This is a genomic window from Pseudomonas sp. LB3P93 (assembly GCF_054898025.1).
In genome coordinates this window covers 3,368,188-3,382,390 of sequence record NZ_CM142713.1, presented here as the reverse complement: position 1 = coordinate 3,382,390, position 14,203 = coordinate 3,368,188, and the positions used below count along the sequence as shown (strand labels likewise).

Annotated in this window: 13 protein-coding genes; 4 read left to right on the top strand and 9 right to left on the bottom strand. The window is 60.2% G+C overall.

Translation table 11 applies throughout. From position 1 onward, the window contains the following. The first annotated feature begins 5 nt into the window (after positions 1-5). The 3 genes from ACYZT8_RS15255 (at position 6) to ACYZT8_RS15245 (ending at position 4,394) form a co-directional block, all read left to right on the top strand. On the top strand, positions 6-1,118 hold the full coding sequence (locus ACYZT8_RS15255) for a sugar diacid recognition domain-containing protein (RefSeq protein WP_461973821.1): 1,113 nt from the start codon (positions 6-8) through the stop codon (positions 1,116-1,118). 163 nt (positions 1,119-1,281) lie between these two features. Then, positions 1,282-2,424, top strand: coding sequence for a glycerate kinase (locus ACYZT8_RS15250; protein WP_461973819.1), 1,143 nt, complete (start codon positions 1,282-1,284; stop codon positions 2,422-2,424). A 344-nt stretch (positions 2,425-2,768) separates the two neighbouring features. Then, positions 2,769-4,394: a methyl-accepting chemotaxis protein gene (locus ACYZT8_RS15245; protein ID WP_461973817.1), complete on the top strand. Its 1,626-nt coding sequence runs from the start codon at positions 2,769-2,771 to the stop codon at positions 4,392-4,394. A gap of 108 nt (positions 4,395-4,502) precedes the next feature. On the opposite strand, the gene ACYZT8_RS15240 is transcribed toward ACYZT8_RS15245, so the two are convergent. Continuing rightward, positions 4,503-4,940 (bottom strand): hypothetical protein, encoded by a 438-nt coding sequence (locus tag ACYZT8_RS15240; RefSeq protein ID WP_461973815.1) that lies wholly within the window; start codon positions 4,938-4,940, stop codon positions 4,503-4,505. A 177-nt stretch (positions 4,941-5,117) separates the two neighbouring features. Here ACYZT8_RS15240 and ACYZT8_RS15235 point away from each other — a divergent pair, with 177 nt between their 5' ends. Beyond that, positions 5,118-6,305 carry a pyridoxal phosphate-dependent aminotransferase gene (locus ACYZT8_RS15235; RefSeq protein ID WP_461973813.1) on the top strand — a complete coding sequence of 396 codons (1,188 nt, stop codon included), beginning with the start codon at positions 5,118-5,120 and terminating at the stop codon, positions 6,303-6,305. Between the two features lie 119 nt (positions 6,306-6,424). Here ACYZT8_RS15235 and ACYZT8_RS15230 read toward each other — a convergent pair whose 3' ends face one another. The 8 genes from ACYZT8_RS15230 to ACYZT8_RS15195 form a co-directional block, all read right to left on the bottom strand. Then, positions 6,425-7,402, bottom strand: coding sequence for an NAD(P)-dependent oxidoreductase (locus ACYZT8_RS15230; protein WP_461973811.1), 978 nt, complete (start codon positions 7,400-7,402; stop codon positions 6,425-6,427). Between the two features lie 21 nt (positions 7,403-7,423). Then, positions 7,424-8,722 carry an MFS transporter gene (locus ACYZT8_RS15225; RefSeq protein ID WP_461973809.1) on the bottom strand — a complete coding sequence of 433 codons (1,299 nt, stop codon included), beginning with the start codon at positions 8,720-8,722 and terminating at the stop codon, positions 7,424-7,426. A gap of 111 nt (positions 8,723-8,833) precedes the next feature. Then, on the bottom strand, positions 8,834-9,808 hold the full coding sequence (locus ACYZT8_RS15220) for a sugar kinase (RefSeq protein ID WP_461973807.1): 975 nt from the start codon (positions 9,806-9,808) through the stop codon (positions 8,834-8,836). Continuing rightward, entirely contained in the window at positions 9,801-10,583 is a 783-nt protein-coding gene (locus tag ACYZT8_RS15215; RefSeq protein ID WP_461973805.1) for a sugar phosphate isomerase/epimerase family protein, read from the bottom strand. Before ACYZT8_RS15215 ends, ACYZT8_RS15220 begins: the two co-directional genes overlap by 8 nt. A gap of 177 nt (positions 10,584-10,760) precedes the next feature. Next, on the bottom strand, positions 10,761-11,789 hold the full coding sequence (locus tag ACYZT8_RS15210; protein ID WP_461973803.1) for a LacI family DNA-binding transcriptional regulator: 1,029 nt from the start codon (positions 11,787-11,789) through the stop codon (positions 10,761-10,763). A 132-nt stretch (positions 11,790-11,921) separates the two neighbouring features. After that, positions 11,922-12,530, bottom strand: coding sequence for a LysE family translocator (locus ACYZT8_RS15205; protein WP_461973801.1), 609 nt, complete (start codon positions 12,528-12,530; stop codon positions 11,922-11,924). A gap of 52 nt (positions 12,531-12,582) precedes the next feature. Next, on the bottom strand, positions 12,583-13,422 hold the full coding sequence (locus ACYZT8_RS15200) for an AraC family ligand binding domain-containing protein (protein ID WP_461973799.1): 840 nt from the start codon (positions 13,420-13,422) through the stop codon (positions 12,583-12,585). 76 nt (positions 13,423-13,498) lie between these two features. Then, positions 13,499-14,140 carry a DUF1345 domain-containing protein gene (locus tag ACYZT8_RS15195; protein ID WP_461973797.1) on the bottom strand — a complete coding sequence of 214 codons (642 nt, stop codon included), beginning with the start codon at positions 14,138-14,140 and terminating at the stop codon, positions 13,499-13,501. Positions 14,141-14,203 lie beyond the last annotated feature (63 nt).

Here is a 14,203-nt window from a genome sequence, read left to right as displayed (position 1 = left end):
CCGATATGTTCGAACTCGATCACGACCTGGCCCAGGACATCGTCGACCGGGCGATGGCCATCCTGCCGTACAACGTCAACGTCATGGACAGCCAGGGATTGATTCTCGGCAGCGGCGAACCGGAGCGGATCAACACTCGCCATGAAGGCGCGCAGCTGGTGCTGGCCAACGGGCGGGTGGTGGAAATCGACGCGCAAACCGCGATTCATCTCAAAGGCGTGCAGCCGGGGATTAACTTGCCGTTGCTGCTCGATCAGCGCTTGATCGGCGTGCTGGGGATTACCGGTGAACCCGAGCAATTGCGCACCTATGCCGAGCTGGTGCGGATGACCGCCGAAATGCTGGTGGGCCAGCGCAATCAGCAGGCCGAGCAGCAATGGCGCCGGCAGCGTTGCGATGATCTGCTGGCGTTGCTGCTGAGCGAGGCCGGAGATTCCCCGCGCTTGCTGGACGAAGCGCAGCAGTTGGGCCTGAAACCGCAGATGACGCGGGTGCCTTATCTGTTCGAGTTGGGCATGGAACACGGTCCCGGGCAAACGGTGGATGCGCTGAGTGCGTGGCTGACTTCGCGTTACCCGGACAGTTGGTGCGTGAGCTCGGCCAAGTCTTCGTTGCTGTGGTGCCGGCCGGCGAGTCAGGCGATCGAGAATGATCGGCTGCTGGAAAAACTCGACGGTCTGGGCTGGAATATTTTGCGCATTGCCGTGGGTGGGCAAGCGGATGGATTGTCCGGGCTGCGTCGTTGCTATCGACGGGTCGGCGACTTGCTGGCCTATGGGCGAGATGTGTTGCCGCGCTCGCGCTTGCTGACGCTCAACCGTTATCGGCTGCCGGTGATGCTGTGGCGCCACCGCAATGATGACGCGCTGGATGAATTGCTCAAGCCACTGCGCAAAGTCATTGCCAAGGACGGCAACGGCCAACTGCTGGCGACCTTGCGCAGTTGGTGCGACCACGATGGACAAAGCCAGGCGTGTGCGGAGGCGTTGGGGATTCATCGCAACAGTTTGCGCTACCGGATGGAGCGGATTGCCGAGTTGAGTGGGGTTGATCCGCTGAAGCTGGACGGGATGCTTGCGCTGTACCTTGGCGTGCAGCTTCTGCCCCAAACCGACTGAGCTCCCCAATCCCCTCGCCACAACGCAGCTGCTAAAACAAGTGTGTAGGTCGGCAGGACTTTGTGGAAATGAACAATAAACGCCACACCCGCTTGTGCAGCGGACCGGCGTTATTGTTCGGGGCTGCTGGCAGCATGGAACGCATTGGAACTGGAGAATTCGCATGAAAATCGTCATCGCCCCCGATTCGTTCAAGGACAGCCTGAGTGCCCAGGGTGTGGCCGACGCCATTGCCCTCGGTTTGGCGCAGGTCTGGCCGGATGCACAACTGGTCAAATGCCCGATGGCCGACGGCGGTGAAGGCACGGTCGAGTCGATTCTGGCGGCGTGCGAAGGTCAATTACGCAGGACGCAAGTTCGCGGACCGCTCGGCGTAACCGTCGATGCCGCGTGGGGCTGGTTGCCGCAAAGCCATACCGCGATCATCGAAATGGCCGAAGCCAGCGGCTTGCAACTGGTGCCGCCGGGGCAACGCAATGCGTGCGTCAGCAGCACGTTCGGCACCGGTGAGCTGATTCGCGCGGCGCTGGATGCCGGGGCGCAACGGGTGATCCTGGCCATTGGCGGCAGCGCCACGAACGACGGCGGCGCCGGGGCGATGCAGGCGCTCGGCGTGAAGTTGCTGGACGCCCAAGAGCAAACGCTGGCACCGGGCGGTCTGGCGTTGGCGCAACTGGCTCGGATCGATCTGAGTGAAATCGATCCGCGCCTGGCCAATGTGCGCTTCGACATCGCGGCCGACGTCAACAATCCACTGTGCGGTCCACACGGCGCTTCAGCGATTTTCGGTCCGCAGAAAGGTGCATCGCCCGAGCAAGTTCAGCAGTTGGATGCAGCGCTGGGCCACTTTGCCGAACTGTGCGCCCAGGCACTGGGCAAAGACGTCAAGGACGAGCCGGGCAGCGGCGCTGCGGGCGGTTTGGGCTTTGCGGCCAAGGCGTTTCTGGATGCGCAATTTCAGGCAGGCGTGGAAGTCGTCGCCGAGTTGGTCGGGTTGGCTGACGCGGTAAAGGGTGCCGACCTGGTGATCACCGGCGAAGGGCGTTTCGATGCGCAGACCTTGCGCGGCAAGACCCCGTTCGGCGTGGCGCGTATTGCCCGAGAGCAAGGCGTGCCGGTGATTGTGATCGCGGGGACGTTGGGCGAGGGGTATCAGGAGTTGTATGCGCATGGCATCGATGCGGCGTTTGCGTTGGCCAGTGGGCCGATGACGCTGGAGCAGGCGTGTGCCGAGACACCGCGGTTGTTGCAAGATCGCGCCAGTGATATCGCACGGGTTTGGCGAATCGCCAGCCGCAAGCCCTAAACAAAACTGTCAGCACACAGGAATCTTGTGGCGAGGGAGCTTGCTCCCGCTGGGCTGCGAAGCGGCCCCAAAATCTACGGCCGCTGCGCAGCCGGACGGGAGCAAGCTCCCTCGCCACAAATGTTCATCAGGGCCACTGGTGTTTCACGGCTGAAACAATTGCAGCCCCGTGAAATATTTTTCTCAACTCCCCGCATAAAACCTCATCCCCAGCCGATACCCCCAATAGGCGCACACAAACCTATTACAACAGTGGCGCCAAGCTGACCCTGCGCGCCCCAACGCCCGCCACTCAGCAATCCCCGCAAGGACGCTCGCCGCCTCAATCACCCGAGTATCGTCCTATGTCCCTGCGTAATCTGAATATCGCGCCTCGAGCTTTCCTGGGTTTTGCCTTCATTGCCTTGCTCGTCATCGTACTGGGTGTGTTTGCGGTGAATCGCATGTCGATCATTCGCCAGTCCTCGATCGACATGGGCAGCAACCAACTGCCCAGCGTCAGCTACCTGGGCAATGTCACCGAAAATATCCTGCGCATGCGCATTTTGTCGTTCCGGATTTTGGTTAACCGCGAGCCGGCGAGCTTGCAAGAGGCTGAAACCCGCATCGGCGTGCTCACCGACAAGGCGCGCAAGGCCCAGGCCAGCTATGCCGAGTTGCCGGCAGGCCCTGACGAAGCGGCGCTGTATAAGGTGTTCAGCGCGACGCTGGACAGTTACATGCAAGCGCAGCGCGAGATGATGGACCTGTCGCGCCAGAACAAGGTGGATGAGATGCGCACCTTGATCAACACGCGGATCAAGGAAGGCACCGACCTGATGGGCGAACAGCTCAATAAACTGGTGGCGTACAACAATGATGGCGCCAAAGCGGCGGGTATTGTCGCTGAAGAAAACTACAACACCGCCGTGAACGGAATCATTGCGGTGTCGGTGGTGGCTTCTCTCTTGACCGTGCTGCTGGCCTGGCTGTTGACCCGCAGCATCGTTACGCCGCTCAATCGCGCCGTGCAGGCAGCCGAAACCATTGCCAGCGGCAACCTGACCAAAGCCATTGAAGTCGACGGCAAGGACGAACCGGCGAAGTTGCTCGGCGCCTTGTCCGTCATGCAGGCCAACCTGCGCAAAACCATCGAACAGATCGCCGGCTCCGCCACGCAACTGGGCGCGGCGGCTGAAGAGTTGAGCACCGTCACCCAGGAAGCGTCTCGCGGCCTGCAGCAACAGAACAACGAAATCGAACAGGCTGCGACAGCGGTCAACGAAATGACCGCCGCCGTGGAAGAAGTCGCGCGCAACGCCGTGTCGACTTCCGAAGCCTCCAATCAGTCGACCCAGGCCGCGCGCGAAGGGCGCGACCGCGTGGTGGAAACCGTCGACGCGATCCAGACCATGACCCACGACGTGCAAAATACGTCGTTGATGATTGAAGGCCTGGCCGCTCAGGGGCGCGACATTGGCAAAGTGCTGGACGTGATCCGCGCCATCGCCGAGCAAACCAACCTGCTGGCCCTCAACGCGGCGATTGAAGCGGCCCGTGCCGGTGAAGCCGGACGAGGTTTTGCCGTGGTCGCGGACGAAGTCCGGGCCCTGGCCCATCGCACCGCGCAATCGACCCAGGAAATCGAAAAAATGGTCGCCGGCATTCAGAACGGCACGGGCGAAGCCGTTTCGTCGATGCAGCAAAGCAATCAACGCACCCAGAGCACGCTGGAGATGGCCCGCGCCGCCGGTGTTGCGTTGGAGCAAATCACCCAGTCGATCCACTTGATCAACGAACGCAACCTGGTGATCGCCAGCGCTTCGGAAGAACAGGCCCAGGTGTCCCGTGAAGTCGACCGCAACCTGGTGAATATCCGCGACCTCGCCACCCAGTCCGCCGCCGGTGCCAATCAGACCAGCGCCGCGACGCATGAACTGTCGCGTTTGGCGGTGGATTTGAATGCGATGGTGGCGCGGTTTGTGATTTGAAATGTATGAGTCGAAGCAGATGTAATAAAGTTGGAGCAGTTTTGTGCTCCAACTTTAATTAGTAGTGCGGTTCTAAGTTTGAAAAATGCCTATATAGCCTTTTTGCATTTACATGCCCTTCACTGTGATTTTTTGAGAGGGCGATCTCGGTGAAGTGTTGTTGTCTGCCGCATTGACCAATACATAGTCCATTAAATGATCACCGTCGCCTACCTCGCGAATCTCGTTAGCCGTGAATATGACAACCGTGTCAGAGCCCGAGCTGGAAATGCCCGCATTAACAGTAAAACTTCTGGGCGGTTCACCAAATTTTAACGAGACGATGTCGTACGATTTATCAGCATAGGGTTTTATAGTGACTTTCAATTGATTGCCGTTTTCTGAGAGGTATTTCTGAGTGAGGCCGTTATCCAACACTTCCTTTGGTAACACTGGTAATACAGGTATTTGTTTCTGAGATGTTTTATCAAAATTCGACATTTCGATTCTCCAAAGCTGGATGGTTATGAAAGGAAACAGCATCGAAATCGAAATTCCTGCGTTCATTTAGCGGCCTCAAAAAATGTTCGTCTACTGTCAGAGTTATCAGCTAGACAGGGTCGAAAAACGCGTTCAAGTTGACGGGTTTCACTCAGTGAGTCCTGGCTGATGCCAAATAGCTGGCGCGTTTCGTGATTTGAGATAGGGTTGAGTCTGGGAGTCCGCGCGCGACAGGAGAAACACATGCGCTATTCAGCCTTGACCGAACGAATCGCCGGCGATGGAGCGGCAGCCTGGCAGATTCATGACCGAGCGCTGGAAATGCGCGAACAAGGAATCGACGTGTTGCTGTTGTCTATCGGTGATCCGGATTTCGACACGCCGCCGTCCATCGTCCAGGCGGCCATCGACAGCTTGCGGGCTGGCGACACGCATTACCCGGAGGTGCGCGGCAGTCGCGGATTGCGCAACAGCATCGCCCGGCGCCATCGACAGCGCTGTGGTCAGGCGGTGGATGCCGATCATGTGATCGTGTTTCCGGGGGCGCAGTGTGCGGTGTATTCGGTTGCGCAATGCCTGCTCGATCCAGGTGATGAGGTGATCGTCGCTGAGCCGATGTACGTGACCTACGAAGGCGTGTTCGGTGCCTGCTCCGCCAAAGTGGTGCCAGTGGCGGTGCGGCCGGAAAACGGCTTTCGCGTTGATCCGGCGGATGTTGCGGCGCTGATCACGCCGAAGACCCGGGTCCTGTTGCTCAACAGTCCGAACAATCCGTCGGGTGCCAGCCTGTCTCTGAAGACCTGGCAAGCGCTGGCCGCGTTGTGCGTGCGCCATGACCTGTGGCTGATCAGCGACGAGGTCTACAGCGATCTGTTGTTCGAGGGCGAACACATCAGCCCGGCGAGTCTGCCGGGCATGGCCGAACGCACCGCGACGATCAACAGCCTGTCCAAATCCCACGCCATGAGCGGCTGGCGCGTCGGTTGGTCGATCGGCCCGAAAATGTTGGCCGAGCACCTGGTGCATTTGTCGTTGTGCATGCTGTTTGGCATCCCGGATTTTGTGCAGAAAGCCGCGCAAGTGGCGCTGGATGAAGACCTGCCGGAAGTGGCGCTGATGCGTGAGGAATATCGCCAGCGTCGCGATCTGGTGTGCGCCAGGTTGAGCGGTTGCGCAGGTATTCGCCCGATCCGGCCGGATGGCGGGATGTTTGTGATGGTGGATGTGCGTTTGACCGGGTTGTGCGCCCAAGGCTTCGCCGAGCGCTTGCTAGAGGGGTACGGAGTGTCAGTGCTTGCCGGGGAGGCGTTTGGACCGAGTGCTGCGGGGCATATCCGGATCGGGTTGGTGGTGGACCAAGTGAAACTGGCAGATGCGTGCCGGCGGATTGCGTTGTGTGCGGCGGATTTGCTGGAAGCACGGCGCGCCTGACCAGAGAGACAGATCGTTCCCACGCTCTGCGTGGGAATGCCTCTGGGGACGCTCCGCGTCCCATGTGACGCAGAGCGTCACGGGCTGCATTCCCACGCGGAGCGTGGGAACGATCGTCGTCAGGCCTGCCACGCCCCGACATTCACCAGATTCTTCGGCCGCTCCCCAGCCAACGCCATCAACAGATTTTCCACCGCACACTCCGCCATCGCCTCCCGCGTTTCATGCGTCGCCGACCCCATGTGCGGCGTCGCCACCACGTTGTTCAACGCCAACAACGGCGAATCCAGATTCAGCGGCTCACGCTCAAACACATCCAGCCCGGCCGCACGAATCTGCCCGGTGCGCAACGCTTCAATCAGCGCGGCCTCATTCACGACCTTCCCCCGGGAAATATTGATGAAAATGCTCTCCGGGCGCATCAAGGCGAACTCTTCAGCGCCAATCAAGCCTTCGGTTTCGGCCGTCAGCGGCAACGTCAGGCAAATGAAATCGGCCTGTTGCAACAACTCGGTCAGGCTGCGGTACTGAGCATCAAAGCGTTGTTCAACCGCCGGTTTCGGCGAGTGGCTGTGATAGATCACCGGCATGCCAAAGCCAAAATGCCCACGCTGTGCCAACGCCTCGCCAATCCGTCCCATACCAATGATGCCCAAGGTCTTGCCATGCACATCGGTGCCGAAATGCACCGGGCCAATGTTGCGGTTCCACTGACCGGCACGCACCAAATTGGCCAGTTCCACAACCCGCCGGGCCGTTGCCAGAATCAGCGCAAAACCCGTGTCAGCCGTGGTTTCGGTCAGCACGTCGGGCGTGTTGCTGAGCAGGATGCGCCGCTCGGTCAGGTAGTCGATGTCGTAGTTGTCGACACCCACGGAGACGCTGGCGATGGCCTGCAGATTCGGCGCCAGGTCGAGTAACTCCGCGTCCAGTTTCAGGCTCGCGCCGAGCAAGCCATGGGCGCGGGGCAGGGCGTCGCGCAGGTGTGCGATGCCCTCCGGCTTGAGGTTGTCGATCAGTGTCACGTCGGTGTGCTCATGCAGGCGAGCCATCAACAGCGGTGAGAGTTTCTTGTACAGCACGACCTGCTTTTTCATCGTCATCATCTCAACTTCAAATCAAGGGTGAGCCGTCACTGGCCGTTGCGCTGCAGGCTTGGCCACGACCCGGTCACTGGCGCCGGGCTTGAGGAAAATCGTCAGCACCACCGAGAGCATCAACGCGCCGCTCATCAGGAGGTAAGAAGCGCCGGGCGACCCGGTGGAGCTGTTCAGGTAACCGACCAGATACGAACCGCCAAACGAACCCAGCGCGCCCATGCTGTTGATCAGCGCCATGGCACCGCCGGCAACGTTGGCCGGGAGGATTTCCGGGACGATGGCGAAAAACGGTCCATACGGCGCATACATGCAGGCACCGGCGATTACCAGCAGGGTGTAGGACCACCAGAAATGTTCGGCGCCCAAGGCGTAGGAGCCGTAGAACGCAATGGAGGCAATCAGCAGCGGCGGCCAGACGAAGCGTTTGCGCTTCTGCAATTTGTCCGAGCCCCAGGACACCAACAGCATGCCGATCACCGCAGCCAGGTACGGCAGCGCCGAGAGCCAGCCGGCTTCGATCATGTCCATCTGCGCGCCGGCCTTGAGGATCGACGGCAGCCACAACACGAAACCGTAGACACCAATGCTCCAGCAGAAAAACTGCAACGCCAGGATGATTACTTTCGGCGAGCGGAAGGCTTCGGCGTAATTCTTCACTGCTTTGATGCCGACCTGTTCGGCGGCGAGGGCGCTTTCCAGATCCTGCTTCTCCTGGTCAGTCAGCCACTTGGCCTGGGCCGGACGGTCGTCGGCCAGACGCCACCAGATAAACGCCCACAGCACCGCCGGCAACCCTTCGATGATGAACATCCAGCGCCAGCTGTAATGCTGCACCAGGTAACCCGACACCACCGACATCCAGAGCATGGTCACGGGGTTGCCGAGGATCAGAAAGGTATTGGCCCGCGAGCGTTCGGCACGGGTGAACCAGTGGCACAGGTACACCAGCATCGCCGGCATCACCGCGGCTTCGACCACGCCGAGCATGAAGCGGATCACAATCAGCCAGTAAGCGTTGGACACGATGCCGGTCAGGGTCGCCAGACCGCCCCAGAGGATCAGGCTGACGAAAATCAGCTTCTTCACGCTGTGCTTCTGCGCATAGATCGCGCCCGGCACCTGGAAGAAAAAATAGCCGAGGAAGAACAGCGCGCCGAGCATCGACGACAAACCGGGCGTGATCATCAGGTCGGCGGCCATCCCGGAGGCGGCGGCAAACCCGTAATTGGCGCGGTCCAGATACGCCAGGCTGTAAGTGATGAAGACGATGGGCATGATGTACCACCAGCGGCGGGCGGCGAGTGATGCGGTTTTCATGATGGTGCTCCTGAGCTTGTTGTTTTTGTCGCAGCAGGTAACGGTGATCGTTCCCACGCTCCGCGTGGGAATGCCTCTAGGGACGCGGAGCGCCCCCTGTGACGCGGAGCGTCACGGGCTGCATTCCCACGCTGGAGCGTGGGAACGATCAGTGAGTGGGAGAGACATCTCGGCTCGGGTCGGCAACCCCTCCATATCCCCCCGACTCTGCACCGCGCGGCTGCCAATCCAGTTGGCCCGCTGCACGGCCTCGGCAAAGCTGTAGTTTTCCAGCAGGGCACTGATCATGCCGACGGCGAATCCATCGCCAGCCCCGACCGTGTCGACCACGGTTGCCACCGGCACACCGGCGACAAACCCCTCATCCTGATGCGTGCGGTAATACGCGCCATTCGGCCCGAGCTTGATGGCCACCGCTTCTGCACCTTGGTCGAGATAAAACGCCGCGATGTCTGCCGGGTCTTCAAAACCAGTCAGTAACCGGCCTTCACTCAACCCCGGAAGCACCCAATGCGCGAGGGCGGCGAGTCGATTGATTTCGCTGATCATCAGTTGCTCATTGGCCCACAGGCTCGGGCGCAGGTTCGGGTCGAAGGACACGCTGCGCCCGGCATTGCGCATGCGGGCCATGAGTTCAAACGACATTTCCCGGGCAGACGCCGACAGCGCCGGAGGTATACCGGTGGCGTGCAAATGCCGAGCGTTGAGCAATGGCGGGTCAATCGACTGCACCGACAACAGACTGGCCGCCGATCCGCGACGGAAGTACTCGACCGCCGGATCGCTGCCATCCTCGGTGCGGGACTTGAGCTGAAACCCGGTCGGGTGTGCCGGGTCGATGGCGACATGGCTGCAGTCCAGGCCTTCTTTTTCCAAAGTATCTACGACAAACCGGCCCAGCGAATCGGCGCCCACCCGGCTCAACCACGCCACGTTGAAACCCAGCCGCGACAGGCCGATCGCGACGTTGCTGTCCGCCCCGGCAATGCGCTTGTGGAATTGACTGACGGCCGCCAGATCACCGTTCTGCTCGGCGACAAACATCGCCATGGTTTCGCCGAACGAGAGGATATCGAACTCAGGCATGAGCACTCTCCAGGCGGGATTGGCCGAGGCGGACGAGGGTGGCGACGTGTTCGGTGGTCAACTGCACCAGGTCATCGCCTTGCAGCGGATATTCCGCCGCACGCATAACGCCTTGGGCCATGTGCCGCAGCAGTTGTTCCCACAGATGCACGTCGCTGGCAGCTGGCGGGATGGCGACCAGTTTGCCGTCGGCCCGGCGTGCAACGGCTTTGCAATGCACGTAGCCAACATGCCGGCCAAGCAACCGCGCAGCGCTGGCGGCAGACTGGTCCTGCCATTGCCAGTTGCCGATGTCGAAGGTCATTTTGATCGGCAGGTGATGTTGCTCGACCTCGCCGAAGAAGCGTTGAAACGGTTCGATACGGCCGCCGTGCAGGGTCTGGTCGTTTTCCACCAGCAACCGCACGGGGCTTTGCGCGAGGATTCGGCTCAGGGCCTGGAGATCGTTGTTATCGGTGAAGTAACCCAGGGAGACTTTCAGCCATTTGGCACCGAACGTTTCGGCGCGCTGAAGGGTGATGAGCAGTTCAGGGTTGGGTTTCGATTGGCCGGCCAGCCACAACTCCATCGGCGACGAATAGATGCTTTCCAGTCCCTGGGATTGGGTTGCTTCGGCCAGTTGCAGCGGGTCTTCGTCGGTCAGCAACTCTTCGCGCCATTCAATGTGCGTGGCGCTGGCCGCAGCCAACACGGCGATAAAACTGCCTTGGCCGCGTTGGCGGACCAGGTCGGCGCCGTAGCTCGACAGGCTGATGGAAACGGGTGGTTTATTCATTGTTCTACACCTCTGAAACCGGTTTCATTTTTGTTCAAAAAAAAATATCAGTGGTTGATGTGTTGTTCTTTCAGGCCTCTTCGCGGGCAAGCCCGCTCCCACAATGTCCGTGTCGAACATAAAACCTGCGAACGCCATAAAAACTGTGGGAGCGGGCTTGCTCGCGAAGAGGCCGGTTCAGTCACCGCGAAGCCCCCAGGTCGAACCACGCTCAACCAGTACAGGCGCAAAATCCATCGTCCGCACCGGCCCGTCATCCCCGCGCAACCGCTTGAGCAAACACTCAAACGCACGCGCGCCAATCTCCGCCGTCGGCTGGGCAAGCGCCGTAATCCCACTGCCCACCAGCGGATACCAATCCAGATCATCCAAAGCGATCAGCCCGACCTCCTCAAACAGATTGCACTGCAACTTACGCAAGGAATGAGTAGCGGCCAACGCCGCGATGCCATTGGCACAGAACAACGCTTTCGGACCAGGGCCAGGGGTGTCCAGGAAGGTTTTCAGCTGCGCAGTCAGCTCACTACCGGTTTCCACCACCGCACCTGCCAGCGTCGGACGCTGCCCGATTTGCGCCTTGAAACTGCTGACCCGCTCAATCCGCGAACTGGTGCCGTCAAACGGTTCCGTCACCATCAGCACGTCGCGATAACCGCGTTCCTGCAAATGGGCGATGGCCATTTCCACCGCGGCCGGGTTGTCCAGACCGACCAGATCACTCTCAAGCTGCTCGACCTTGCGATCCACCAGCACCATAGGCATTTCCCGATGCAGTTCTCGCAACTCATCGCGGTGGTGGCCAAGGGTGTTCACGATCAAGCCTTCGATGTTGTACGAGCGCAGCAGCGCCAGATGCTGGCGTTCCTGCTCGTCATCGCGATCGGTGTTGCACACCACCAGGCTGTAACCGTGCTGACGGCAGGCGGTTTCCACCCCGTGCATCACGGCAATCGAATAAGGGTTACGGATATCGGCCACCAGCATGCCGATCAGGCGAGTGCGCCCACGCTTCAGGCCGCGGGCCATCTGGTTGGGGCGATAGCCAAGTTGCGCAATTGCTTGCTCGATGCGCAAGGCAATGGCATCGGAGAGCAGAGCGCGGTCGTCGCCGATGAAGCGCGAAACGCTGGCCTTGGAGACGCCCGCGTGTTCGGCCACGTCGAGCATGGTGACGCGGCTGCGCTGGGCGGCGGAAAAATCGTTCACGGTCTGAAACCTTCTTATTGGATTTATACGGTCAAGTGCCAAGCACTGAAACCGGTTTCAGAAGACACCAGAAACGAATCCCCCGTCAAGTAGTGAATAAGCGATGAGCCGATGAGCGCCGACGGATGGAAGTCACCTCCAGACACTCAACCAGGCCGACGCCAGCAGCAACAAGGCCATGCAGCGGTTGAACCGTTGCATCGCCCGCGGCGAGCGTAACCAGCGCGTCGAGCCTGCGCCGAGCAATGCCCACACGCCCAGGCAAGGCAGGGAAATCAGGAAAAATGCCAGCGACAGATACGCCACATGCACCAGCCGATGTTCACCGGAACCGGCAAACACGCTGACGACCGCAAGCGCCATCATCCAGGTTTTCGGGTTGATCAATTGCAGGCCGGCGGCACCCATCAAGCCAAGTCGCGGTTTGGTTTCCTGAGTGGCAAGGGCTTGGGCCGGGGTGCTGAAAATTTGCCACGCGAGGTAGCTCAGCCACGTCACTCCAATCCATTGCATGGCAGTTTGCACGGCGGGCAACGCGCTCAACGACGAACCGGCTCCGGTGCCCACCACTAAAACAAGGGTGGCGGCGCTGGCACAGGCACCGAGGATGATCGGCAGGGCGGCAGTGAATCCATATCGGGCGCTGTTGCTCAGCACCAGAATATTGGTCGGCCCGGGCGTGATCGAGGCCACGAAAGCAAACAACAGGAACGGCAGAAACGTCGGAAAAGAGGACAGCATCGCAGGCAAACTCCGGAGAAGATCGGTGATGACGATCTTCACAATCGGCGTGTTACCTGTCTGGAAGATTTGAGCAGCGCTTGCGGTACAGCGCGGGTGTCAGGCCATAGGCCCGGACAAACCAGCGGCCCAGATGACTTTGATCGGCGAATCCCAATTCCATGGCGACGCTCGCCGGTTGCTCGCCTCGGGCCAACAGGCGACGCGCCATGGCCAGGCGTAATTGCACCAGATAAGCATGAGGCGCCATGCCATAGGCGGCCTTGAAAGCGCGGGTCAAACGGAAGCGGTCTACGCCCGTAACGGCGGCCAGTTGGTCGAGACCTATGTCGTGTCGAGCGTTGGCGTGCAGGTATTCCCGGGCTTTCTGCGCCACCAGCGGCAGGCGCGGGTCTTCGCCGTAACGGGTGCGCCAGTGCAAGTGACTGGTCAGGCGTTCGAGCAAACTGTCGAGAGCGCTCTGGCGCACGATCTTCAGTTCCCCACCGTGCAAGGCTTGAAAGGCGAGGCTGGTGGCGTGAGCCAGTCTTGTATCACTGGCCAGCGTGTTGGCAAAACTCAATTGGCTGTTGTCTGGCGCATTGTCGAACACTGCGCTGAGTTCACGCTTCAGCCATTGCGGATCGAGGTAGAGCATGCGGTAGGTGAATCCATCTTCGGTGGGTGCTTCACCGTCATGAATGTCACCCGGTTCGAGCAGGAACACCTTGCCCGGCGTGCTCTGATGCTTCGCCCGCCGGCAATTGAATTGCTGAACGCCTTGCTCGGTCACACCCACCAGAAAACTGTCGTGCCAGTGCGGGTCGTAAGCGTGGCCCTCGAAATGCGCGCGCAGGGTCTCGATGCCGGTGTCGGCGTCCTGGGCCAAATCGAGCCAGTTGTGAGTAGACATGCTGCACCTGCGAGACGAATTGCCAACTCATTTAACGCCAACGCCAGGAACAATGACTAGAACGTTTGTGCAGCAATCAGCCAAATAACCCTGCCGCGATGTTGATCGAGAACCCGAGAATCGCCGTATTGAACAGAAAACCGATCAACGATTGCGCCAGCACAATCTTGCGCATGCTCCGTGTTGCCACGCCGACATCCGAAGTCTGCACCGCCACGCCGATGGTGAAAGAAAAATACAGGAAGTCCCAGTAATTGGGGGTTTCCAGGCCTTCAGCGAAACGCAACGCCAAGTCTTTGCCGTCCCAGGTGTAGAACAGGCGAGCGTAGTGGACGCTGAAAATCACCCCGATCAACAACCATGACCCAATGACGGTCAGCGCGGTAAAGCCGTAATGCAGCAACTTGAGATTGGTTCCCAGCTCTTTGCTGCCAGCCAGTTCGAAGGTGATGGTCGCGAGGCTGGCAATCGCGGCGATGCACACCACGAACAACACCAGCCCGGCGTTTTCGTCTTCGACCTCGGCAATGCGTTTCACGTCAGTCGCCTTGGCGCGGGCGGCGAGCCAGATCATCAGGATCAGGTAGGTCCAGACCCCGACATTCCAGCCAATGAGGATTTTGCTGATGACCGAATCGGCCGGAGCCAGAATGCCTGCCGCAACACCGAGGGTGGTGGCGGCGGACAGGCGAGGGTGGGTGCGGGCGAGGAAAGGCATGAGTGCTCGATGGGCCAAGGTGATGCCAATACCTTAGCCCAGCGCGGTCCGCTGTGACCACAC